Source organism: Weissella minor (assembly GCF_001437425.1).
In the GTDB taxonomy this organism is placed as follows: Bacteria; Bacillota; Bacilli; order Lactobacillales; family Lactobacillaceae; genus Weissella; species Weissella minor.
Map to the genome: position 1 here is coordinate 1 of NZ_JQCD01000021.1, position 22,312 is coordinate 22,312.

20 protein-coding genes, 11 tRNA genes, 1 rRNA gene and 1 riboswitch are annotated in these 22,312 nt (G+C 39.2%); of the genes, 28 read left to right on the forward strand and 4 right to left on the reverse strand.

Annotated features, from left to right (window positions below; all coding sequences use genetic code 11):
* Positions 1 to 60 precede the first annotated feature (60 nt).
* The 5 genes from IV67_RS02380 (at position 61) to IV67_RS02400 (ending at position 1,250) form a co-directional block, all read left to right on the forward strand.
* A tRNA-Asn gene (locus IV67_RS02380) sits at positions 61 to 133 on the forward strand.
* Between the two features lie 6 nt (positions 134 to 139).
* Positions 140 to 212: transfer RNA gene (locus IV67_RS02385), tRNA-Thr, on the forward strand.
* 124 nt (positions 213 to 336) lie between these two features.
* Positions 337 to 453 (forward strand): 5S ribosomal RNA (gene rrf / locus IV67_RS02390).
* 5 nt (positions 454 to 458) lie between these two features.
* A tRNA-Asn gene (locus tag IV67_RS02395) sits at positions 459 to 531 on the forward strand.
* Positions 532 to 599: 68 nt separating this feature from the next.
* Entirely contained in the window at positions 600 to 1,250 is a 651-nt protein-coding gene (locus IV67_RS02400; RefSeq protein ID WP_057786755.1) for a hypothetical protein, read from the forward strand.
* 20 nt (positions 1,251 to 1,270) lie between these two features.
* On the opposite strand, the gene IV67_RS02405 is transcribed toward IV67_RS02400, so the two are convergent.
* Positions 1,271 to 2,113 (reverse strand): MurR/RpiR family transcriptional regulator, encoded by an 843-nt coding sequence (locus IV67_RS02405; protein ID WP_057786758.1) that lies wholly within the window; start codon positions 2,111 to 2,113, stop codon positions 1,271 to 1,273.
* A gap of 158 nt (positions 2,114 to 2,271) precedes the next feature.
* Here IV67_RS02405 and gnd point away from each other — a divergent pair, with 158 nt between their 5' ends.
* The 8 genes from gnd to IV67_RS02440 all read left to right on the forward strand — a co-directional run bounded on the left by gnd (position 2,272) and on the right by IV67_RS02440 (position 10,002).
* Positions 2,272 to 3,183, forward strand: a complete 912-nt coding sequence (gnd, locus tag IV67_RS02410; protein WP_057786760.1) for a phosphogluconate dehydrogenase (NAD(+)-dependent, decarboxylating) — start codon at positions 2,272 to 2,274, stop codon at positions 3,181 to 3,183.
* 106 nt (positions 3,184 to 3,289) lie between these two features.
* Complete coding sequence (locus IV67_RS02415; protein ID WP_083486645.1) at positions 3,290 to 3,988, forward strand: FGGY family carbohydrate kinase; 699 nt, start codon at positions 3,290 to 3,292, stop codon at positions 3,986 to 3,988.
* A 348-nt stretch (positions 3,989 to 4,336) separates the two neighbouring features.
* Entirely contained in the window at positions 4,337 to 5,476 is a 1,140-nt protein-coding gene (locus tag IV67_RS02420; RefSeq protein ID WP_057786764.1) for a serine hydrolase domain-containing protein, read from the forward strand.
* Between the two features lie 202 nt (positions 5,477 to 5,678).
* The gene (locus IV67_RS02425; RefSeq protein ID WP_057786766.1) at positions 5,679 to 6,314 is read left to right on the forward strand and encodes an NAD(P)H-binding protein; all 636 of its coding nucleotides are present in this window, start codon (positions 5,679 to 5,681) and stop codon (positions 6,312 to 6,314) included.
* A gap of 57 nt (positions 6,315 to 6,371) precedes the next feature.
* Positions 6,372 to 6,530 carry a hypothetical protein gene (locus tag IV67_RS09210; RefSeq protein ID WP_157050273.1) on the forward strand — a complete coding sequence of 53 codons (159 nt, stop codon included), beginning with the start codon at positions 6,372 to 6,374 and terminating at the stop codon, positions 6,528 to 6,530.
* A gap of 103 nt (positions 6,531 to 6,633) precedes the next feature.
* Positions 6,634 to 7,893, forward strand: coding sequence for a tyrosine--tRNA ligase (gene tyrS, locus IV67_RS02430; RefSeq protein ID WP_057786768.1), 1,260 nt, complete (start codon positions 6,634 to 6,636; stop codon positions 7,891 to 7,893).
* Between the two features lie 76 nt (positions 7,894 to 7,969).
* Positions 7,970 to 8,068: riboswitch (purine riboswitch) on the forward strand.
* 67 nt (positions 8,069 to 8,135) lie between these two features.
* A complete protein-coding gene (locus IV67_RS02435) occupies positions 8,136 to 9,428 on the forward strand; it encodes a nucleobase:cation symporter-2 family protein (protein ID WP_057786770.1) in 1,293 nt (430 codons plus the stop codon).
* A gap of 1 nt (position 9,429) precedes the next feature.
* Positions 9,430 to 10,002, forward strand: a complete 573-nt coding sequence (locus tag IV67_RS02440) for a xanthine phosphoribosyltransferase (RefSeq protein ID WP_057786776.1) — start codon at positions 9,430 to 9,432, stop codon at positions 10,000 to 10,002.
* Positions 10,003 to 10,055: 53 nt separating this feature from the next.
* Here IV67_RS02440 and IV67_RS02445 read toward each other — a convergent pair.
* Positions 10,056 to 10,126 (reverse strand) — tRNA-Cys (locus IV67_RS02445).
* A 162-nt stretch (positions 10,127 to 10,288) separates the two neighbouring features.
* Here IV67_RS02445 and IV67_RS02450 point away from each other — a divergent pair.
* From IV67_RS02450 to IV67_RS02485, 8 genes are all read left to right on the forward strand, one after another.
* A tRNA-Val gene (locus IV67_RS02450) sits at positions 10,289 to 10,361 on the forward strand.
* A gap of 3 nt (positions 10,362 to 10,364) precedes the next feature.
* Positions 10,365 to 10,438, forward strand: a tRNA-Asp gene (locus tag IV67_RS02455).
* Positions 10,439 to 10,447: 9 nt separating this feature from the next.
* Positions 10,448 to 10,520: transfer RNA gene (locus IV67_RS02460), tRNA-Phe, on the forward strand.
* 7 nt (positions 10,521 to 10,527) lie between these two features.
* Positions 10,528 to 10,598, forward strand: a tRNA-Trp gene (locus IV67_RS02465).
* A gap of 16 nt (positions 10,599 to 10,614) precedes the next feature.
* Positions 10,615 to 10,688: transfer RNA gene (locus tag IV67_RS02470), tRNA-His, on the forward strand.
* Positions 10,689 to 10,734: 46 nt separating this feature from the next.
* A tRNA-Leu gene (locus IV67_RS02475) sits at positions 10,735 to 10,819 on the forward strand.
* A gap of 45 nt (positions 10,820 to 10,864) precedes the next feature.
* Positions 10,865 to 10,949 (forward strand) — tRNA-Leu (locus IV67_RS02480).
* Between the two features lie 105 nt (positions 10,950 to 11,054).
* Positions 11,055 to 11,504 (forward strand): GNAT family N-acetyltransferase, encoded by a 450-nt coding sequence (locus tag IV67_RS02485; RefSeq protein ID WP_057786778.1) that lies wholly within the window; start codon positions 11,055 to 11,057, stop codon positions 11,502 to 11,504.
* 68 nt (positions 11,505 to 11,572) lie between these two features.
* Here the strand turns inward: IV67_RS02485 and IV67_RS02490 are convergent, their stop codons facing one another.
* Positions 11,573 to 12,181: a helix-turn-helix domain-containing protein gene (locus IV67_RS02490; RefSeq protein WP_057786779.1), complete on the reverse strand. Its 609-nt coding sequence runs from the start codon at positions 12,179 to 12,181 to the stop codon at positions 11,573 to 11,575.
* A gap of 451 nt (positions 12,182 to 12,632) precedes the next feature.
* Here IV67_RS02490 and IV67_RS02495 point away from each other — a divergent pair, with 451 nt between their 5' ends.
* Positions 12,633 to 12,833 (forward strand): hypothetical protein, encoded by a 201-nt coding sequence (locus IV67_RS02495; protein WP_057786781.1) that lies wholly within the window; start codon positions 12,633 to 12,635, stop codon positions 12,831 to 12,833.
* A gap of 298 nt (positions 12,834 to 13,131) precedes the next feature.
* On the forward strand, positions 13,132 to 14,706 hold the full coding sequence (locus IV67_RS02500; RefSeq protein ID WP_057786783.1) for an ABC transporter ATP-binding protein: 1,575 nt from the start codon (positions 13,132 to 13,134) through the stop codon (positions 14,704 to 14,706).
* Positions 14,707 to 14,784: 78 nt separating this feature from the next.
* On the opposite strand, the gene IV67_RS02505 is transcribed toward IV67_RS02500, so the two are convergent.
* The gene (locus IV67_RS02505; protein ID WP_157050274.1) at positions 14,785 to 16,014 is read right to left on the reverse strand and encodes an NCS2 family permease; all 1,230 of its coding nucleotides are present in this window, start codon (positions 16,012 to 16,014) and stop codon (positions 14,785 to 14,787) included.
* Positions 16,015 to 16,262: 248 nt separating this feature from the next.
* Here IV67_RS02505 and IV67_RS02510 point away from each other — a divergent pair, with 248 nt between their 5' ends.
* The 5 genes from IV67_RS02510 (at position 16,263) to IV67_RS02530 (ending at position 21,854) form a co-directional block, all read left to right on the forward strand.
* Entirely contained in the window at positions 16,263 to 17,117 is an 855-nt protein-coding gene (locus tag IV67_RS02510) for a YitT family protein (RefSeq protein WP_057786787.1), read from the forward strand.
* Positions 17,118 to 17,237: 120 nt separating this feature from the next.
* Positions 17,238 to 17,990, forward strand: coding sequence for a threonine/serine exporter family protein (locus IV67_RS02515; RefSeq protein ID WP_057786789.1), 753 nt, complete (start codon positions 17,238 to 17,240; stop codon positions 17,988 to 17,990).
* A 15-nt stretch (positions 17,991 to 18,005) separates the two neighbouring features.
* Positions 18,006 to 18,503, forward strand: coding sequence for a threonine/serine exporter family protein (locus IV67_RS02520; protein ID WP_236698237.1), 498 nt, complete (start codon positions 18,006 to 18,008; stop codon positions 18,501 to 18,503).
* 116 nt (positions 18,504 to 18,619) lie between these two features.
* Positions 18,620 to 19,591 (forward strand): amidohydrolase family protein, encoded by a 972-nt coding sequence (locus IV67_RS02525; RefSeq protein WP_057786792.1) that lies wholly within the window; start codon positions 18,620 to 18,622, stop codon positions 19,589 to 19,591.
* Positions 19,592 to 20,393: 802 nt separating this feature from the next.
* Positions 20,394 to 21,854 (forward strand): catalase, encoded by a 1,461-nt coding sequence (locus tag IV67_RS02530; protein ID WP_057786793.1) that lies wholly within the window; start codon positions 20,394 to 20,396, stop codon positions 21,852 to 21,854.
* Positions 21,855 to 22,312: the final 458 nt, after the last annotated feature.

Consider the following 22,312-nt stretch of genomic DNA (forward strand, 5'->3'; position numbering starts at 1 on the left):
TAGCGCCAAAAGTAGTTGGAGGATCTCTTCCTGCGAGGATAGGACGTCGCAATGCATTATTCCGAATTAGCTCAGTTGGTAGAGCACACGACTGTTAATCGTGTTGTCGTCGGTTCGAGCCCGACATTCGGAGTCGTATGCCGACTTAGCTCAGTTGGTAGAGCAACGGTATCGTAAACCGTAGGTCGAGGGTTCGAATCCCCCAGTCGGCATGTTAAAAGAGCTGGAACTTTGTTCTAGTTTTTTTTATTTGCTTGCCGATAAAACTGTAGTGATAGTTGACATACAAGCCACTTATCGTTAAAATGTTTTACAGTAAGTGCTTTATTTACACCGTGTCGTGATGATGGCATTGAGGTCACACCTGTTCCCATACCGAACACAGAAGTTAAGCTCAATAGCGCCAAAAGTAGTTGGAGGATCTCTTCCTGCGAGGATAGGACGTCGCAATGCATTATTCCGAATTAGCTCAGTTGGTAGAGCACACGACTGTTAATCGTGTTGTCGTCGGTTCGAGCCCGACATTCGGAGTCCGAAAGAACACCTTAGTGAAAACTAAGGTGTTTTTTATTAGATATTCAAGAAAAGAGTATATGCACATGGTAAAACAAGGTCATTTTGCACAAGTTAATCAGCAAAAGAAAATGAAAAACATGCATAATAAAATGCCGCATACTCAAGGACAAACCATTCAACCCAATCAATTAATCGACTTTATGCTTGTGCGCTATCACTTAAGTAAAAAGCGAGAAACTTTAGTTGAAGAGACAAACGGTCGTTTAATTCAAGAATTCATGAATTTAGGACAAGAAAACCCGTGGTCGATGCACCAAATAATGAAACAAGTCCTTCAACAAATTGATGTCACGATTCCCTGGCAATTTTATCAAGTTATATTAGATTCTTGGCATGATACATGTCAATTTTTGTTGAAGGAAGTACCAGCAGCGCCGTTAAACCAAAAAATCATGTTAGTGGATGATTTGGATTATGAAACACTTGTACAGATGATTGGAACTAAATTGGCAACCGCATGGTTTGTAGGCCAGTTTAAAGCAATGCCTGACCAATTAGCCCGCGTAACCGATAAACAAATTGAACAGCTTGCTACGAGTTTAATCGAGGATAATCAGATTGATTGGGATAAAGTGCAAGAAATTTATCGGGGAACCGAGACAATGGTACCTACTGGTGTTGATAATGGGACATTGCAATGGATTGAACAGTTAAACACATATAAAAAAGCGTAACTCATCTGAGTTACGCTTTTTTATTCTCGAGTATTGTCAATGGCACCACGAATGTCATCAACAATTTTAAGAGTTTCAGAGCCTAAGTTAACACCAACTAGGGTGAATAAACTATCCATGATTGCTAATTGCGCTAATAAGGAAGACATCGATTCACTACGAATGTTAATTTCTTCAGCGGTGCTAGGGAGAACTAAATCAGCCATTTTAGCTAGCGATGAATTAACATAAGCAGTAATTGCGATGACTTTTACGTTATTGGCCTTTAATTGGCGTGTGATTTTCAAAGTATCTAGATTACGTCCTGAGTGTGAAACAACCAACGCAACGTCCTGATCGGTCATCCGAACTGCTTGCATTAATTGCACATCATAGTCAGGGTGTTGTTCTGCATCAATTGGCGTACGTAAGAATTTATGATATCCGTTAAATGCAACTGTTGCAGATCCCCCAATACCAAAGAAGCCTAGTTTACGACAATTAATAATCCATGAACCAGCAGTATCCCAGCTTTCAGTGGGAATTAGATTGAATGTCGAAGAAAGTGCATTTTCACCACCACTAAATACTTTACTAACAATGGCGTTTGTATCATCGTCATTCGCAATTTCACCGAAGAAAGCATTATCGGGTTGCATCACCGTGGTTAAACTCAATGAAAATTCACGGAACGACGAGAAACCAATCCGTTTTACAAAACGTGAGATGGTTGCAGTTGAGACATCAACAGAGTTGGCTAAGCCTTTAATCGTCAGTCCCTGGACAGTGGTTGGATTATCTAAGATGTAGTCAGCAATCTTTTTATCAGATCCAGATAATTGATCATGCAATGATTTAATACGTGTAAAACCTGATTGTTGCATGCTAAATCTCCTTTATATTTGTTGTTCGTAAAAGTTAGTATAACGATTTTACACCTGTATGTAAACATTTTACAAAAAAAAGGTTGCAAAATGAAAATGTTTTGCATTATAATAGACATTGTTAAGAAGAAAACAAAAAGAAAAAAGAGGTATACACCATGAAGTTCGCGATGATCGGCCTTGGTAAGATGGGCTTGAACTTAGTTAAGAACGCCGTTGATAACGGTAATGAAGTTGTAGCATTTGACTTGAACCCTGATTTCGTTGCAGAAGCTGCTGAATATTCAGATAAGGTTACTGCTGCATCAGATATCGATGACATGTTGGCAAAGCTACCATCACCAAAGATCGTTTGGGTTATGGTTCCTGCTGGTGCCCCAACTAACTCAACAATCGATACTTTGATCGAAAAGATGGATGAAGGAGACTTCATCATCGACGGTGGAAACTCAAACTTCCACGACAACTTGGAACAAAACAAGCGCACTACTGCTGCTGGAATCAAGTTCTTCGATGCTGGTACTTCAGGTGGTATGAGCGGTGCTCGTAACGGTGGAAACTTCATGATCGGTGGAGACGATGCCGAAGCTTGGAAGACACTAGAACCATTGTTTGAAGGAATCGCCGAAGAAGACGGTTACCTATACACTGGTAAGCTAGGTTCAGGTCACTACTTGAAGATGGTTCACAATGGTATCGAATACGGTATGATGCAAGCCATCGCCGAAGGATTCGAAATCTTGGAAGCCTCAGAATTCGACTACGACTACGAAGCTGTTTCAAAGTTGTGGAACCACGGATCAGTTATCCGTTCATGGTTGATGGAATTGGCTGAAGAACAATTCGCTAAGGATCCTAAGCTTTCAGCTATCTCAGGACGTATGCATTCATCTGGTGAAGGTAAGTGGACTGCTGAAGAAGCATTGAAGTTGGAAGTTCCAGCTCCAATTATCACAACTTCATTGATGGTTCGTTACCGTTCATTGCAAGACGACACTTTCACTGGAAAAGTTGTTTCAGCTTTGCGTAACGGATTCGGTGGACACGCCATGGATCCAGCTGGTAAGTAATCCTTATCAATTAATTATTCAAAAACACTTGACCATTGGTCAGGTGTTTTTTTGTATCTAGCGCAACATACGGGTATAATAAAAAGAATAAAAGATAAAGGTGTATATGATGAAATATAAATTACTTGTAGATATTAATCCACTCGGCGTTGATCTCGAATTAATTGATGAAAATAATCAAGCGCAACATTTGCATGTGCCCTTTGATGATCAAGGTTTTGCGGTGCAGGGGCTGACGCAAGACGACTTCGTGAAGGCGATTAAAGCAGGATTTGAGATATTAGAATCACATTTGCAAGATTCAGATACAATCGAACACATTGAATTTACGGACATTATGAATGGGTGGATGGCATTAGATGAGACATTTAAACCATTAACACCAATTTTGATGGGTGATGCGCAAGATGAACATTTTATTGAAGCATTGATGATGAATGGTATTGGTGGCCAGTTACAACGTAAAACAGGTGTACCATTGGCCGTGACATTGCCATTGATTATTACTTTACGTTTAAAAAATAATGAACCTGAGATTTACAAAAATACGGCACATTATATGACATTGCGTGCTTATATTGTTTACATGCTCTTTGGTACAAACACAGCAACGCCAGCATTTGCAGCCAGAACTGGTTTTTACAATTCAGAACAAATGGGTTGGGATACGCAAGCGCTCGCATTAACGGGGGTACAGCCAGAACAACTACCAATTCTAGTGTCAGATCAGGCGTTAGTTGGTGATTTAAAGGCAACGTGGTTACCAAAGATGATTAATCATAAAACTGTGTTTAAGATGCATTAAATAATTTAGATGTCTGTGCTATAATAATTCCTGTTGCTGGAGATGCAGTTAACCAAGGAGTGATGACCTAGGGTTGCTATCTTTTGATAGAGGGTGCGATGCCCTGCTGTCCAGCGATGGTTTATTTTGGGAGGTGAAGGACCCGGAATAAATCGGAGAAAAGATTCTTAAAATTATTAGGGATGATAGTTTTAAGAATGGGGATTGTTTATGGGGTGGTGCCCGTAAACATGATATGGTGAAAAGCTATACGGTCGTGGTGGTCCGTGTAGCACGCAGAGTCTGCACTCGTTTAGCGAGAGAGACTCTGTTTTTTTATACGCAACGCAACTAGAGGGGGTTGAAAATATGCGTAAACAGCATAAACGAAGAATCATCCGGCGGTCGGTGACGCTTTTTATTGTAGGTGTTTTGGTTTTTATGGGGGCTATGTTACTCAGACAGCACCAGCAAGTAAAAGATAATCATGATATGACGCCGACACAGCAAAAAAATAAACAGCAAGCTTTACAAGATTCAAAAAAACATCAAGATACGGGTATTAAAACGGTTGAACCAACATCTAGTCAAAGTAGAAGCTATGATGAACAATTAAAAAAAGTTGGGTATAGCGGGACAGCTTTAATTGTTCAGAATAATCAAATTATTTTGCATAAAGGATATGGGAAATCGCGGGACAGTATATCGAACTCGGTAACAACTACTTATCCGTTAGCTTCTATCACGAAAAATGTGACGAGTATCATGCTGTTGAAACAAATGAAATTGCATGATTTGTCTAAAGATACAAAACTTTCAACGTTTTATCCGCAAATACCTAACGCTGACAATATTACCTTGCAAGACCTATGGTTGATGCAATCAGGCTTGTCGAATGAAAAGTTCTCAGGTAAGAAAATGTCGCAAAAAGAATATGTTGATGATGTTGTCAAACGCGTTAAAGCAAGTGAACCCATGTATCATTGGACATATAACGCGACAAACTTTATTATTATCAGCGGGATTTTACAAAAGCTAACTAATCAAAGCTATGATGATTTACTTGAAAGCCAGATACAGCCGGAATATCGTTTTGAGAACGTCAAACAATTTTCTGAGAATGATATGCGACCACAGGGTCATGACAAGGAAGGCAATCCAATTAATTTCAATAAGCAAAGATTTGATCGCGAAGTCGGAACCGGGGATGTGTTTGGAACGGCATGGACGACTTATAAGTTTTTGAAAAATGAAAATAATGGGAGCGTGGTTCCGTCAGCAGATTATAAAATGTTAACGCAGACCTTAAATGGGGCGAGTTATGCCGGTGGTTTGTACCATAGTGAAGGTGGAACGGTCATTGGCGGTCACGGTATGATGCAAGGCTTTGAAAGCACGGTATATATGACAAAAGACGGTAAAGATGCAGTCTTGCTGTTTTCAAATGCCAACAATCCAGATGTGAATAAAGTAAAAGCACGTGAACTATTTAAAGATATACGAAAATAAAAGAAGCTTAGAAGCGTTCTGCAATGATTGCAGGCGCTTTTTTATTGCAGATACCATATATGTTGGCCTGGCTTTGCTTAAACTGCGACGATTGCGTTATGTGATGAAATTTATCATGAAAGATATTGTATTTTACGGCAGAGGTTGTATACTTATTATTAGTAAGTTACATAAATAGAATTGTCAGAAAGGTCGTAGACAAATGAAAATTGCAATTATTGGTGCTACAGGTATGACAGGTAAGGCATTGTTCCATGAAGCGACAAGCCGTGGACATGAAGTAACAGGTTTTGTGCGTAATGAAACACGTGGTAAGGAAATTTTGGGTGATACAGCGCAATTAGTTGTTGAAGATGCATTCGCCATTACTGGTGAACAACTTGATCAATACGATGTTGTGATTGATGCTTTTGCGAATCATGCTGAACCATCTGAGAATTTGGATTTATTAACACATTTGATTCATCAAACGCGTAAGCATGATGTACGTATGTTCTTTATTTTGGGTGCTGGGCCACTTTTGCAAGAAGATGGTAGTTATGTCTATGATTTCTTAAAGACGTTACCAGGTGCCGAAGAATGGGTTGATGAGCCACGTTATGGTGTTACGGAGTTGCAAGTTCTTTTGAGCACACCGGATGTCAATTGGACTTCGATTTCAGCGCAAAACGAATATGTTGAAGGACCTAAGACTGAATATGTCTTGGGTAAGGACCATTTGATGGAAGCAAGCGATGGTGAATCACACGTGACATCTGGGAATTTAGCCGGTGCTGTCTTAGATGAAATTGAAACACCAGCCTTTGAAATGCAACGATTTACAGTTTCTGACAAATGAATGTATTTTAGCGGTGCTTTTTTATAAAACACATGCTATAATCATGCTATCGCAACGATGAACCAAGTAGTTGTTGCTTTTGGAAATGTCAGAAACGCAGTGGTTGATGAGAACTGTGCCAAAAGCAAGAATGAATTACATTCATCATACAAGTTTGCACGTTTCGCTCAACGATATGAGCATGATAAGGGGTCACAGACAACTGTGGCAAATTAGGTGGTACCGCGTTTAACAAAGCGTCCTAATCAGTAACTATTGCTGATTGGGGCGCTTTTTTGCTGCAATTGGCATCATTAAAACTTTTTGGAGGTTCAGCGTGATGACTGAGACTATTTTAGAACAATTGGAATGGCGTGGTGCCATTAACCAAATTACAGACGCCGATGGTTTGTTGAATTTGATGAACAAAGAACAAATCGGTGTATATGTTGGAATTGACCCAACTGGCGATTCAATGCATATCGGACACTTAATCCCATTTATGGTCCTTAAGCGTTTCCAACTAGCTGGACAACGCCCCGTTATCTTGGTTGGTGAAGCAACCGGATCAATTGGTGACCCATCTGGTAAGAAATCTGAGCGTCAATTGCTTTCTTCAGAACAAATGTCAATTAACACTGAAAAAATCCGTAAGCAAATGGAAAAGCTCTTTGGAAAAGATGGCTTTACCATTGTGAACAACATGGATTGGCTTGGAAAGTTTTCATTAATTGAATTCTTGCGTGATTACGGAAAGCTTTTCCCAATTAACACGATGTTGGCTAAGGATGTTGTGGCTTCACGTTTGGAAGCTGGAATTTCATTTACTGAATTTACTTACCAAATTTTGCAATCAATTGATTTCCATGAACTTTGGGAACGTGAACATGTTCGTTTGCAAATGGGTGGTTCTGACCAATGGGGAAACATCACTAGTGGAATTGAATTAATCCGTAAGTTGGAAGGTAGTGAAGCTGAAGCCTATGGTTTGACTGTACCATTGCTTTTGAAGTCAGATGGAACAAAGTTTGGTAAGACTGAAGGTGGTGCTGTTTGGCTTGACCCAGAGAAGACAACACCATTCGAATTCTACCAATTCTGGTTGAATACCGCTGATGAAGACGTTGAAAAGATGCTTAAGTTCTTCACATTCCTTTCACAAGATGAAATTGCTGAACTTGTTGCCTCAACGAAGACAGACGCTGCTGCACGTACGGCGCAACGTCGTTTGGCTGCTGAAGTAACGAGCTTTGTGCATGGGGATGAAGCCCTTAAAACTGCTGAAACTGTGACAAATGTTTTGTTTGGTAATGCCGATGTTGCGACTCTTTCAACTGAAGAAGTTGCTGCATTAGCAGGAAATGTGCCAACATTTGAAATCGATTCTGCTGAAATCGGAATCTTGGATCTTGTTGTGGCTGCTGGTTTGGAAGCTTCAAAGACACGTGCTCGTGAATCTGTTTCAAACGGTGCCATTCGTATTAATGGTGAACAAATTAAAGATATTGAAGCCGTTATCGATCCTAAGGCTGCTTTTGACGGACAATTTGTTATCGTCAAGCGTGGTAAGAAGAAGTGGGCAGTTGCCAAGGTGCAATAAGTACTAAAAAGCGAACGTTTGAAATTAAAATTAAATAATACTGGTCAAAAAGACGAATTATTGTTATAATTATGCCAGTTAAATATCAAGTCCTATGAGTATAATGGTTGGAGAATGGCCAACGAGTTCCTACCTGTGTCCCGAGACGCAGACTACTCACAGTGTATGTAGAAAGCCATTCTTTTTTGAATGGCTTTTTTTATATGTCATTTTCGATTGGGACAGTTTCTGAGGAGGAACACATGGAGCAGGTGAAGCAACCTAATCGTATTGAGTCGCTATTTTTGGGCTTACAGCACGTCTTGGCAATGTATTCAGGGGGCGTACTAGTCCCATTGATGATTGGGGCGGCATTACAATTTTCAGCGACCCAAATGGCCGTTTTGATTTCAGCTGATATTTTTATGACGGGAATTGGGACCCTTTTGCAGCTGAAACAAACCCGTTTTACCGGAATTGGCTTACCAGTTGTGATTGGTTCAGCTATTCAAACGGTGACGCCACTTGTTAATATTGGTAGTACCTTAGGCATCGGTGCGATGTATGGTGCCACAATTGGTGCTGGTATTTTTGTTTTCTTGATTGCTGGTATTTTTGCCAAGTTACGTCGGTTTTTCCCACCAGTGGTGACCGGATCATTGATTACTGTGATTGGTTTTGCATTGGTTCCTGTGGCGATTCAAAATATTGGTGGTGGTGATCCAACTGCCGCTAATTTTGGTAGTCCTGTTGATTTGTCAATTGCCTTGGTCACAATTGTCACGATTGTGTTATTGAATATCTACGCTAAAGGCTTTATGAAGGCCATTGCGGTGTTGTTGGGTATTATTGTGGGAACGATTTTTGCGGCCTTTTTGGGCCACGTATCAATGGATGCGGTGATGGATGCTTCATGGTTCCACTTACCAAAGCCGTTCTATATGGGAACACCAACATTTCACGCCTCAGCCATCATTACCATGTCAGTGGTTGCCTTAACCTCATTAATTGAGTCAACGGGTGTGTATTTTGCGTTAGCTGACTTAACAGGGGATGATTTAACTGAAAAGGATTTGACTCGTGGTTACCGTTCAGAAGGGTTAGCCGTGATGCTTTCTGGAATTTTCAGTACTTTCCCTTACTCAACTTTTTCACAAAACGTTGGGGTTGTTCGTTTGTCAGGCGTTAAGTCTAAGCGACCAATTTATTTTGCAGCTGTGATGTTGATGATTATTGGATTACTACCAAAATTTGGTGCTTTAGCGACAACGATTCCAACCTCAGCTTTGGGTGGAGCAATGTTGGTATTATTTGGTACAATCGGAATACAAGGAATTACGATTTTGCACCAAGTTGATTTTGATCAAGATCGCAATTTGATGATTGCGGCATTATCAATTGGTGCTGGAATCGGAATCACTGTTTATCCACAAATTTTCCAAAACTTACCGGACTTAATTCGTTTGGTCATTGAAAATGCAGTGGTTGTGACATCTATTTTGGCAGTATTTTTGAATATTGTTATTCCAGGTCGAAAGCAAGAAGAAGGGGCATAAGATGAAATTATTAGAAGAACGCATTCAACAAGATGGACGTGTGTTGGGTGATGATGTGTTAAAAGTAGACAATTTTTTGAATCACCAAGTTGATCCGCAATTAATGGCGCAACTGGGGCATGAATTTGCGGAATTGTTTAGAGCTGAAAAAATTGATAAAGTCTTGACTGTTGAATCATCAGGAATTGCGCCAGCTGTATTTGCGGCGTTGGATTTGGATGTACCAATGGTGTTTGCACGTAAGAAGAAGTCTTTGACGCTCTCAGCTGATAATTACACAGCCGATGTTTTCTCATTTACGAAGCAAGAAACCAATCATATTATTGTTGATAAGCGCTTTTTAAATGCTGGGGAACGCGTTTTGTTGATTGATGATTTCTTAGCTAATGGGCAAGCGGTCCAAGGAATGATGGAAATTGTTGAAGCAGCTGACGCTGAATTAGTTGGCGCCGGGATTGTGATTGAAAAGACTTTCCAAAAAGGACGTGCTTTACTTGATGAAGCGGGGATACATGTTGAATCACTTGCACGCATTGCTGCCTTTGAAGATGGACAAGTTGTTTTCGCTGATTAAATTAAAGACAAAAAAATCCGATGAGCTGATTAGCTCATCGGATTTTTTAATTAAGGTGGTGATGGGAATCGAACCCACGATCACGGTTTTGCAGACCACTACCTTACCACTTGGCTACACCACCATAAACAGACAAAAACTATTATATAAGAAAGTTCAGAAACATGCAATCTATCAGCTAAATAAAAATAATTCAAATTAAATTTGAGAAAGTTCTTGCAATGTTACAAAATCCTAGGTATAATAATTTTTGTTGTTGAGATACGAAACGTACGAAACAATTTATGGACGATTAGCTCAGCTGGGAGAGCACCTGCCTTACAAGCAGGGGGTCACAGGTTCGATCCCTGTATCGTCCATTTGGTCGCATGGTCTAGGTGGTTAGGACGCCTGCCTGTCACGCAGGAGATCACGGGTTCGAGTCCCGTTGTGACCGTTTTTTTATGGCGCGATAGCTCAGTTGGTAGAGCATACGATTGAAGCTCGTAGTGTCGACGGTTCGATTCCGCCTCGCGCCATTTTGATAGGGGTATAGTTTAATGGTAGAACAACGGTCTCCAAAACCGTCGGTGGGGGTTCGACTCCCTCTACCCCTGCTTATACAATTTTATGGCGGTTGTGGTGAAGTTGGTTAACACACCGGTTTGTGGTTCCGGCACGCGTGGGTTCGAGTCCCATCAATCGCCCTTGAAGTTCGGGTAGAACTTCGATTGTTATCAATTATTTAGATTTGCCGTTGTGGCGGAACTGGTAGACGCGCTGGACTCAAAATCCAGTTCCCTTTTTGGGAGTGTGGGTTCGATTCCCACCGACGGCATTTATAACTAGCAATAGTTATTGCCGCTATCTAAATAATCAACATGCCGTTGTGGCGGAACTGGTAGACGCGCTGGACTCAAAATCCAGTTCCCTTCTTGGGAGTGTGGGTTCGATTCCCACCGACGGCATATGATAAAAGACATCGACTTAGGTTGGTGTCTTTTTTATTGTCTAAATTTTTTAATCGGAAACATGCTAAAATACGGATAGTAAGAAAGTGGAGGGGGAAAGCAATGAATATTGACGTGAAACAGACCGATGAATTAAGTGCACGAGAAGTCATTGAAATCATGGAAGCACGTACTGCTGTTTTCGTGGTCGAACAAGAGTGTCCATATCAAGAAGTTGATGCTGACGACTATGAAGCATTGCATGTACGTTTATTGAAAGAAGATCAATTGCAAGCCTATGCGCGCATTTTAGTGATGCAAGACGGGATCCATTTTGGACGCGTTTTGGTGAAACAAGAAGCTCGGGGGAATGGTTATGCACAAGAGTTGATTAAAGCGGTCTTAGAGACGATTCAGGCACGTTTCCCGGGGCAACCCGTTATGATTCAAGCCCAGGCTTATTTGCTTGATTTTTACGCCTCATTTGGCTTTGAAGCAATTTCTGATGAGTATCTAGAAGACAATATTCCGCATGTGGATATGAAATTAAATAGCATGAATTATTTTAGATAAAAGTAACGATAGAAAAGGCACTTACTGCTATTAGTAAGTGCCTTTTTTTGGCCTAAGAGGACCACAAGTTAATTAAATGAAGATATTAAACCAGTTAAAACACCAGCTATGGGGAATACAATCCACCAATATCTAGCTAAGAATTGCCAGCCATTATTAATAGGTTCGTCGTGTTTGTCATTTGTATCATTTACGGGGACACCAATAGTTAAAGGATATTTTTGGTCCATTTTTTGTGAAAGGTAGCCTTTTAGAAAATACCTAGCTAGGGCTATGCACAACAATATTGAAAATACCCAGAGTATTCCTAGAACATTTTGGTTATCCCCATTAATTGTAGAGATATAAAAACCGAATAATGAAAGAAATAAGAAAATGAAAGCAATTAATAAAAGTTTATATGTCTGGTATTCAGTGTTTCGTTGATTCATTTGAAGGGTTCTGTTTTTTGATAATTCTCTCACCTTAAGTTCAGTTGATTCATCATCAATTGTTTCGAATAAGTCATTAATGCTGACATTAAGAGCTGAGGCTACGGAATTAAGGGTATCCTTATTAACTTCTTCGCCGGCTTCTAAACGTTGAATAGTTCTAACCGTCACGTAAGCGTGTTCAGCTAACATTTCTTGTGTCCAACCATGTTGTTTTCGTAATTGAGAAACTTGTGTTCTATTCATAATTAGTAGATCTCCTTTTTGATAATCATACACAAAAACGCACGACAGTAACATGACAGCGACCTGACAGTAGGATATTTTATGAAAAATCATTAAACTGTTAGACAATTTAGTGTTTAGAATTGCTCTTAATAATCCGACTCATGTTTTTTGATAGGACGAATGGATTCATATGCCTTTTATGGAAATTGTACTTACACGAGGTACATCGAACGACTCCAATTGTTCTCGTGATAACAATTATTGCCGTGCTATCACAGGTGTGATTATTGAAATTATTAAGTAAGTAGTCCTTTTTGTTTTTGCCGTGGGGTCAATGTAAATACCTGTTCCTGGCGTTAAAATCATCGACTTGCATTGAAACACTATAGTAGTAAAATATGTTTAACATTAAGAACGTACCGGTCGATCAAAGTGGGATTAATAAACATATAGGGACAGGTGTAATCAGATGTTTAGTTTATCGAATAAAGATGTGAAAAATGCCAACTCAATTATTTTAGTGATTACGATAATTTTATTGATATTTATATCAAATCAAAATTATCGATTGCTGGTCGCTTTAATTGGGATTGCTTTTGCGTTACTGCTAGCGATTAGTGCGTATATTAGTGATAAATATGAGTTGAAAGCTTGGATTAAGACTAAATAAAAATAGCAAAAGATCAGACTACTTGTCTGATTTTTTTGTATAAGTGATTATTTTCATTATAAAAAAGAGAGGGCATAACGGTAAAAACCAGATATTGCAAAATCGAAGAATGGTTAAGTGGTGAGGACGACTTTTTCATGCTGTGACTAGTACTAACAAAGTTTGGTTATCGAGGTTACTAAAGAATCTTCATGTTGCTCTACACAGCTTCTTATGATAGATTAATTATATTTAAATGAGAATATAATTAGTTTAGATTGGAGCTTTTACGAATCCTCCAATTTAGGGAGGTTCTGGAATGAATAAATATATCAAACAATATGCACGGCAAAATGCACTGGTTGCCATATTGGTGATTATTTGTGCGGGTCTTCAAAGTGGTACCAGTGCACTTTTGGCCTTTGCAACGAATGCGATTGTTGATAAGCAATATCAACAGTTTTTTTTCTGGGTGTTTGTTAACTTATTTTGTTGGTGTTTGTTATTTGTGATGAACTACATTACAGAAACTTATCAGGAAAAAACTATTCAGGATATGGACAGTGCAATGCGAGCTGATTTAATGGCGCGAGCTGATTCATATAATCGATTTCATCATCACAATGAATCCTACTATATTTCGGGTTTGATGAATGATATTAATTTGGTCAATATCAAAATCTATAAAAACTTCTATGCGTTAATTCAATTGATTGGGTTATTAATTTTTTCATCAGTGACGATTATCTTCTTCCAATGGAAATTGATTGTGTTAACGCTGATTCTGGGCGTTATTTCCATTTATGTTCCAAGAATTTTAAATCGAAAAACGTTAAAGAGTGCGAATGTTGTCCGTCAAAGTAATGAAGAGGCTTTGAATGAATATAGTGAAACGGTGCAAGGGGTTGATACTTTCAATGGGTTGAACCAATCAGCTAGTATTTTAGATCGAATAAAGCAAGCATCGGGTAAATTAAAAGTTAGTAATGTTGGTTATGCGCGGACGAACGCTGAAATTGAGTCATTATCAGGAGTTATTAGTCGGATTAGTCAGACGGCGTTGTTGCTTTATACTGGAATTCTAATTATCCAAGGTGAGACGCAAATTGGAACGCTGATGTCGATTACATCTTTGGCGGGGTTGTTTTTTACATCTACTGAAGGTATTGGGACTTTAGTAACGACCATCAAAGGTAATATGAATTTATTTGAAAAATTTACCAATGATGAAAAAATGGATAAAGGTGACGCCTTGCCGGCAATCTATTCTGAACAAACAGTTCTAGCTTTTGAAAATGTGGCCTATGCTTATGCAAATCATGAAAATTCCATTCAAAATATTTCCTTTAACATTAAGGCTAATCAAAAATATTTCTTAACGGGTCCTTCGGGAAGTGGAAAATCGACAATCTTTGCATTAATGCTTCAACATATGCAACCAACGGCTGGAAAGATACATTATGGAATTGATTTAGAAGAGTTAATTTATATCCCACAAAAGCCAACCATTTTTTCTGACACGATTCGTTATAATTTAACCTTGGGTCATCCATATATGCAAAGCGAAATTGATGACGTTTTGAAATTGACCAATCTGTATGAAGATTTTAATCATCTCGATGAAAATATTGATACGGTGTTAGTGGATGGTGGGACGAATATTTCTGGTGGCCAGAAACAGCGGATTGCATTGGCACGGACACTCTTAACCCAACCTAAGTATTTGTTGTTGGATGAAGCAACATCTGCGATGGATCCGATTAATGAATTTGATATTCTGAAGAAAATTTATACATTACCTGATGTTACCTTAGTTTCAATTATTCATACATCAAATCAGCAGGTTTTGAATTTAGCTGATGAAATTTTGGATATGGGTGAAATGCGTAAATAAATGAAGAAGTATTAACAAAATTGTAGATAATAAAAAATGCTTAATTGGTTACGCGCCAATTAAGCATTTTTTGATTGATTAAGCTTTACGGAACTTGGCGATAAGCCAGTCGATTGTGTTGAGCACAATGTAGACGACACCACCAAGCAAGATACCATCACTAATAGAATGTGTTAGTGGCATACCTAGTACGATTAGAAAGGCTGAGGCAGAGATTTTAAAGTCGGCCCAATTAATATCTTTCAAATTACCAAGCATCAACACACCAACGACAATCAAAGCACTGGCTGTGATTTGTGGTGTAATCATGGTTAGCAAAGGTGAGAAGAATAATGCCAATCCAAATAGGGCAGCAACGACAACGGATGTTAATCCAGTACGACCACCGGCTGAGACACCGGCGTTTGATTCAACAAAGGCCGTAGCTGGAGAAGTTCCAAAGATTGAAGCGCTGATATTTCCTAAGGCGCTAGCCACAAGGGACTTACGCGTATCACGATCTGTATTCATTTGCTTTTGCACCCCAAGGATGGTTCCGGTTGTATCAAAGAAGGGAACCAAGAAGAAGGTTAGGACAATTGGCAAAATATGCCAGTTGAATACATCTGGTAAGTGACTGAATGCCACCCCAAAAGTGGGTTCCATGCTTGGGACTGCTGAAACGATTGTACCTGGGGCGTGCACGAGGCCAGTGACCAAACCGATTAGAGTTGTTAGTAGCATACCAACGAAGATGGCGCCAGGGACGCGGTAATAATACAAAGCCAAGGTAATCAGAATGCCGGCAATCGTTAATAATGATTGTGGATCAGTTAGGTTACCAAGTGTCGTCAAAGTTGCGTCGCTATCGACAATTAAACCACTACCAGTTAATCCGATTGTGGCAATCAAAAGACCGATTCCAGCACTGATGGCAGATTTTAGGTCATTTGGGAAAATGTTAATAATCCAATCACGAATCGGTGTCACGACCACGAACAGGTATAACAAACTGGCCAAGAGCATGGCAGCTAAGGCTTCTTCCCATGAATAGCCTTGTTGTAGCACAACTGAGAAAACAAAGGCTGAGTTAATGCCCATTCCAGTTGAGATGGCGACTGGCATATTCGCAATGAACGCCATCAAGAGCGTTCCAACAATTGAAACTAAGGCAGTTGCCGTAAAGACAGCGCCATGATCCATGCCAGCCTGGGCTAGCATTTCAGGTTGTACAAATAAAATATAAGACATTGAAATAAAAGTGGTGAAACCAGCTAAAATTTCAGTGCGCACACTTGAGCCGTGTGACTTAACTTTAAACAAATCCACAGAACTACTCCTCGAATAACTAGTATAAAAAATTGAATGCATTATCTAGGATAGACGACAAAGTGAGGGACTGCAATTGTTTTCTTGCATGTGAATTATGAGTGCCCGCATGCTCTTGGAAGCGATATCTTATGAATTGTTTATAATATGCATAGTTTGAATAGCGTCATGCCTTAGTTTATGATATTTTAGATAATGTGCATAATACATAAAGTCTGTCAAAAAATAATTACATAAAAGGAGAACTTATGGAGAATCAAGTAAATTCGAAGGTGTCTTCGAAACGTAAGAAAGCAATCGTACATACCTTGCTATTTTTAGTGGCATTAGAAATTGTTGCCATTTCAATTAACTTTTTCTACGCACCAATCAATGTGGCTGCTGGTGGAGCGACAGGAATTGCGATCTTGCTAAATGCAGCATTTGGGTTTGACCGTTCATTAACGGTGTTAGCGGTAAATATCTTGTCAATTTTCTTGGCAATGATTTTCTTAGACCGAAGTACCGTTAAGAAAATTGTCTTTGGAAGTTTTGCGTTACCAATTTTGATGCGCATTACACCTAGTTTCCAAATTATTGATGATGAATTGTTAGCAGTTATGATTGGTGGAATTGTTTTCGCAACAGGAATTGCCTTTATCTACCGTTTAGATGCATCATCTGGTGGAACTACAGTCCCACCGCTTATTTTGAAAAAGTACTTTAATATCAATACAGCTTATTCACTATTAGTCATTGATATGATTGTGACTTTCTTCAATATTTTTGTTTCAGGAACGAATGCCTTTTTCTTGGCAGCATTCTCATTGATGATTACGTCAATTGTGATGCGTCGTATTGAAATTGGATTAGATTTGAAGCAACAAGTAACGATTATGAGTAATGATCATATTGATGAAATTAAAGAACGTTTGATGAGTGATGAACAAAATCTAACAATTATGAATGTACGCGGTGGTTATACAGATAATAATCGTGACATGTTAATGGTGATGGTTGATAGTCAAAGCTATCGTCAACTTTTGAATGACGTCCGCGAAATTGATGAAAAAGCCTTTGTGGTGACCACAAATGTGACGGAAGTCCATGGTGGCATGCTTTAAAATAACGAAACACATGAGTATTACGAATACTTATGTGTTTTTTATTGGGTTGATGCAGGTTCAATGATAAAATGAACAGATGATATAAGTTGTATTTTAGGGATATAGGTAGGTAGAGAGATGAGCGCCGATCAAAATAAAATCATCGAGACGTGTTTACTTGCGGGAAGAATCATGGTCGAAGGTGGTTCAGAAATTTACCGTGTAGAAGACACGATGCGACGGATTGTGCATAAAGCAACTGATGAAGGTGGTCAAATTTTTGCGACGATTACTGGTGTCTTGGTAACGATGGATTCTGATGACCATACGCGATTTAGTCAGATTACGCGACGCGGAATTGATATGGAAAAAATCAGTCGGGTGAATGAACTGTCACGTAAATTTACAGACGGATCGATTGATTTAGATGAATTACAAAATCGGTTACGTCAATTAGATAAAGAATTACCTAATTTCCCCTTATGGCTACGTGTGGTTGGAGCCGGGCTGGAAGGGATGTTCTTGATGATTATCTTCACGCAAACGCATGATTGGTTTGATATGCCACTAACGTTGTTTGCGAGTGCGATGGGGTATTTGGTGGCGGAATTACTTGGCAGTATTTCGCGAATTCGTTTTGTTCAAGAATTTTTAGGTTCGATTACCTTAGGTTTGATTGGCATTATTGGGGTGCGTTTGGGACTAGGACAAGATGTTAATAACGTGATTATTGGTGCCGTGATGCCGTTGGTGCCAGGAGTGCCCATTACAAATGCCCTGCGTGATTTGATTGAAGGGAATTTATTAGCTGGAATCGAACGTGGTTCTGAAGCCGCCTTGACGGTCTTTGCGATTGCGTGTGCCATTGGAACATTATTCCATTATCTATAAGGAGGGCGGATGCATATGTTATTTGATAGTTTAATTCAATTATCGTTCAGTTATTTTGCAACGATTGCCTTCGGCCTCTTTATTAATGTGCCACGTAAAGCGCTGAATTTATCAGGAATTTCAGGTGCTTGCGGCTGGATGACCTATTGGTTTGCCATGCAATTCAATATTAATAGTATTCCCGCTAACTTTTTAGGTGGGTTAGCAGTTGGATTGGCTGGATTGGTTATGTCTCAACATAAACGAATTCCAAGTACCATTTTCAATATTCCTGGTTTGGTGCCTTTGGTGCCGGGGGCTTCAGCTTACCAAGCTTTGATTATGCTCCTCAGCGGGGAATTTATGGATGCCAATGAGAAACTATTCTCGGTTCTTATGGTTGGTGGGGCCATCGCCATGGGCTATGTGGTTTCCCAATTGATTTCAGAACAGTACTTTAGATACCGTCGTAATCGTGTTTTGTCGAAGCATGATTTACAAAATTTAGATGGTGATAGTGTAAAACCTGAATAAAAATGCTTAGCAATCAAGTCATTGATTGCTATTTTTTTGGCAAAAAATAAAGCTAAATATGTAATAATTGTAGTGCTAAAGATAATTGCAAAAATTGGTTTAGGGAGGATTGATTCATGAAGAAAATTGATGGACACTTGCATTTAGTTCGCGACATTGCTGGGTTTAATGGGAATGGGCGTTTGAACGCTTTAGGCAATGGTGATGCGATTTGGGATACGGGTGAAGTCATTCATTTACTACCAGACGGCTATGGAGACGATAGTTTCACTGCCGAGAATGTGATTAAGTTTATGGATGCAGAAGGCATTGAAAAAGCGATGGTTTTGCAAGGAAGCTTAAATGGTTTCCAAAATTACTATACTTGGCAATCAATTAAACAATATCCAGACCGCTTTATGGGTGCATTCTCCGTGGATATATTTACCGATAATTATATGAAGATTGTGCAACGTCATGTTGAAACACTTGGTTTCCGTGCCCTTAAATTAGAGATTAGTGAAGGGGGCGGGATGCATGGTTATCATGGCACGACGCCATTCCGCTTAGATTCAGATCCACGCGTTGCTAAAATACTACATTATTTATCAGACTTTCCAGGATTTACCGTTATTGTAGATTATGGAAACTATGATCAAATTTCTTACCAACCTGAAGTGATGGCGACATTAGCCAAGACATATCCGTCAATGCAATTTGTTGCGGCGCATTTGTCATTTCCACATGTTGCACATATTGAACGATTAAAGGTTGCATTGAATCAGTGGGTTGGCTTAGATAACTTGTACACTGATATTTCAGCGATTCAAGATATTGATGCTGATACTGTTTATCCATTTGAAAAGTCACAAAAGGTTGTACGCATTGCTAAGGAAATTTTGGGTAGTGAGCATTTGATATGGGGATCAGATTCTCCATGGTCATCAACATTTAATAGCTATCACAATTTATCAACTTGGCTTGAACAAACAGACATTTTCACTGACCAAGAATTAGAAAATGTTTTATATAATAATGCTAATCGTATCTATTTTAATGATGAAGCAGTTGAGGCTATTAAGTCGGCTGTTGATCCTGCCTATTCATAAAATAAAGATTTTTTTCTTGTTATATAATTTATCGAAAAGCACTCACGGTAACGCCGGGTGCTTTTTTTGTCCGTATAAAAAGTATGTCAGCTCAATTTAAGGCTAATTCTTGTCAAATAACCATACAAAAAGATGCTTTTAAGAAAAATTAATAATTGTCTTTTTTAGTCATATCATTGATAGCGGACTGTAATATCGCATTGTCATATCTGGTTGGATAGTTACCAAAATGAGGGTCAGATTTAAATGTTGTGAATGACCAAACAGCATTATTTTTTGATCGGAGTTTCTGGTGATGACTGACAGAATCGAACTGAACGGTCATGAATGAGTTTTGTGTCTTTTTTTTCTCATGAGAACATAAGTGATTTCACAAACTAGGGTGTCTTGACACACAACCGTAATAATGCCCGTTTATTCATATATTTCTGTGAAAAATAAGCTAAAAATCGAAAAAATACCTGAGGGCACTTCACAAACTTAGCTTATTTTATATTTCGTTTAAGTTAAGCCTTATAGAATATTGCTAATCGAAAAAGGGCAACCTTTTTTGATATATATATAGCACCATACACTGCTTATATTCGTTGTCGAGTAAAATCGATAACAAACTCCTAGTTATATACATGCTCCCAACATGCATATACGAAGCTATAGAATGTCTCCCAACATTCTTAGTCAAGGCCCTAGTTTCCCAGCTAGGGCTTTTTTTTGTATATAAAAACAATATATATACTAAGTTGACAATCATGGTAAGATTAAGATGTAGCGATATTGGATTTAATCTTAAGGAGCGTACATGATGGAAAACACACAGGAACATTTAACAACGGCACAAGGTGCCCCCGTTGGCGATAACCAACATTCAGTTACAGCAGGTGAAAATGGGCCGGTCCTCATTCAGGATTATCAATTACTTGAAAAGCTAGCACATTTTGCCCGTGAGCGAATTCCTGAGCGTGTGGTGCATGCTAAGGGTGCGGGTGCGTTTGGAACGTTTAAGTTAACGCATGATATGTCAGCTTATACACGTGCTGATATCTTTAATGAAGTTGGTAAGGAAACCGAGATGTTTGCTCGTTTTTCAACCGTGGCCGGCGAATCTGGGGCTTCTGACACAGACCGTGATCCACGTGGTTTTGCTTTAAAGTTTTACACAAATGAAGGAAATTATGATTTAGTGGGTCTTAGTTTGCCTGTTTTCTTTATTCGTGATGCGAAGAAATTCCCTGATTTTATTCATACACAAAAACGTGATCCACGCACACATTTGCATTCAGATCGTGCGAAGTGGGATTTCTGGTCACACTCACCAGAGTCACTCCATATGGTAACGATGTTATTTGGGGACCGTGGTATTCCAGCAACTTATCGTAATATGAATGGTTTTGGAAATCATACCTTCATGTGGGTAAATGCAGATGGTGAACGTTCATGGGTTAAATATCACTTTAAGCCAAAGGCGGGCGTTAAGTCATTGACAGCTGACGTCGCCACTGAACTTAGTGGTAAGAATCCTGATTCGGCAACGGCTGATTTGTATAACGCAATTGATACAGGTGACTATCCAACTTGGACAATGTATGTACAAATTATTCCATTTGATGAAGGTTGGGATTATAAGCAAAATATTTTTGATGTGACCCGAACGGTGTCAAAGAAAGATTATCCATTAACTGAAGTCGGTACAATGACCTTAAATCGAAATCCTGAAAATTACTTCACTGATGTCGAAGAGGCCACTTTCTCACCGGCTAATTTGGTTCCAGGAATTGAACCTTCACCAGATAAGATGTTACAAGGGCGTTTATTCTCATATGCGGATGCCCAACGTTATCGTGTTGGGGCAAATGCCACACAAATTCCGGTTAATCGTCCTAAAACAGCCGTGCATGATCATCAAGCTGATGGTGTAATGGGATTGAATGAACATACGGGTTCAATTAACTATGAACCAAATAGTTTTGATGGTATTGGTGAAGAAGCAGACGCAAAGCCGGTTGGTTATGATGTCGAAGGTCGGATTGGTCAACATGTGACTTATGATGATGATTTCTATACGCAACCAGGTGATCTATACCGTTTGATGTCAGAAGATGAACGTGAACGTTTAGTTCAAAATATTGCAGGTAGTCTTGGCAATGTTGAAGAAGATGAGATTAAAACAAGAGAAGTCACGCAATTTTACAAGGCTGATCCTGACTATGGTCGCCGCGTTGCCGCAGCGATTGGGTTAGAGCTTGATTTTGATGCGATTCAATAAAATTGCAGGAGTTGGCGTCACTTTTGACAAAAATGACATTTGAGGGTTAAGTGTTCATTTTTTATCTTTATTTTAAGCTTAGACTTGTATTATATAAATTGTTAAGAGGAGCTTACCTCTTAACAACTCCTACTCCTAAAATTAAGATTTAGTTAGTTTATCTAACTACGAATATAAAATTGATGTCCTCACACATCAGCAAGATTCTTGGTAGTGGCTGACCAAGAATCTTTTTTTATGGCTTGACTTTGTTCGGCAGTTCAAGCTAAGATAGTAGCATTAATAAAGACACGAATTAAATAAGCTGAAACCTATCGAGAGTTCAGGGAGGGACTAGACCCGTTGATCTGACGCCAGCTACCGGAAACGGTGTTGTGGTAATTTCTAGCAGATGGGCGCATCTCTAACTCTGATTTGCCGCCTAAGCTGTGGTATTTCAGGGTTATTTTTTTCAAAAA

Excerpts from the sequence above, each read along its gene's own strand:
- IV67_RS02400 (WP_057786755.1), top strand. The coding sequence starts at position 600 with ATGGTAAAACAAGGTCATTTTGCACAAGTTAATCAGCAAAAGAAAATG.
- IV67_RS02405 (WP_057786758.1), bottom strand. The coding sequence starts at position 2,113 with ATGCAACAATCAGGTTTTACACGTATTAAATCATTGCATGATCAATTA.
- gnd (WP_057786760.1), top strand. The coding sequence starts at position 2,272 with ATGAAGTTCGCGATGATCGGCCTTGGTAAGATGGGCTTGAACTTAGTT.
- IV67_RS02415 (WP_083486645.1), top strand. The coding sequence starts at position 3,290 with ATGATGAAATATAAATTACTTGTAGATATTAATCCACTCGGCGTTGAT.
- IV67_RS02420 (WP_057786764.1), top strand. The coding sequence starts at position 4,337 with ATGCGTAAACAGCATAAACGAAGAATCATCCGGCGGTCGGTGACGCTT.
- IV67_RS02425 (WP_057786766.1), top strand. The coding sequence starts at position 5,679 with ATGAAAATTGCAATTATTGGTGCTACAGGTATGACAGGTAAGGCATTG.
- IV67_RS09210 (WP_157050273.1), top strand. The coding sequence starts at position 6,372 with ATGAACCAAGTAGTTGTTGCTTTTGGAAATGTCAGAAACGCAGTGGTT.
- tyrS (WP_057786768.1), top strand. The coding sequence starts at position 6,634 with ATGACTGAGACTATTTTAGAACAATTGGAATGGCGTGGTGCCATTAAC.
- IV67_RS02435 (WP_057786770.1), top strand. The coding sequence starts at position 8,136 with ATGGAGCAGGTGAAGCAACCTAATCGTATTGAGTCGCTATTTTTGGGC.
- IV67_RS02440 (WP_057786776.1), top strand. The coding sequence starts at position 9,430 with ATGAAATTATTAGAAGAACGCATTCAACAAGATGGACGTGTGTTGGGT.
- IV67_RS02485 (WP_057786778.1), top strand. The coding sequence starts at position 11,055 with ATGAATATTGACGTGAAACAGACCGATGAATTAAGTGCACGAGAAGTC.
- IV67_RS02490 (WP_057786779.1), bottom strand. The coding sequence starts at position 12,181 with ATGAATAGAACACAAGTTTCTCAATTACGAAAACAACATGGTTGGACA.
- IV67_RS02495 (WP_057786781.1), top strand. The coding sequence starts at position 12,633 with ATGTTTAGTTTATCGAATAAAGATGTGAAAAATGCCAACTCAATTATT.
- IV67_RS02500 (WP_057786783.1), top strand. The coding sequence starts at position 13,132 with ATGAATAAATATATCAAACAATATGCACGGCAAAATGCACTGGTTGCC.
- IV67_RS02510 (WP_057786787.1), top strand. The coding sequence starts at position 16,263 with ATGGAGAATCAAGTAAATTCGAAGGTGTCTTCGAAACGTAAGAAAGCA.
- IV67_RS02515 (WP_057786789.1), top strand. The coding sequence starts at position 17,238 with ATGAGCGCCGATCAAAATAAAATCATCGAGACGTGTTTACTTGCGGGA.
- IV67_RS02520 (WP_236698237.1), top strand. The coding sequence starts at position 18,006 with ATGTTATTTGATAGTTTAATTCAATTATCGTTCAGTTATTTTGCAACG.
- IV67_RS02525 (WP_057786792.1), top strand. The coding sequence starts at position 18,620 with ATGAAGAAAATTGATGGACACTTGCATTTAGTTCGCGACATTGCTGGG.
- IV67_RS02530 (WP_057786793.1), top strand. The coding sequence starts at position 20,394 with ATGGAAAACACACAGGAACATTTAACAACGGCACAAGGTGCCCCCGTT.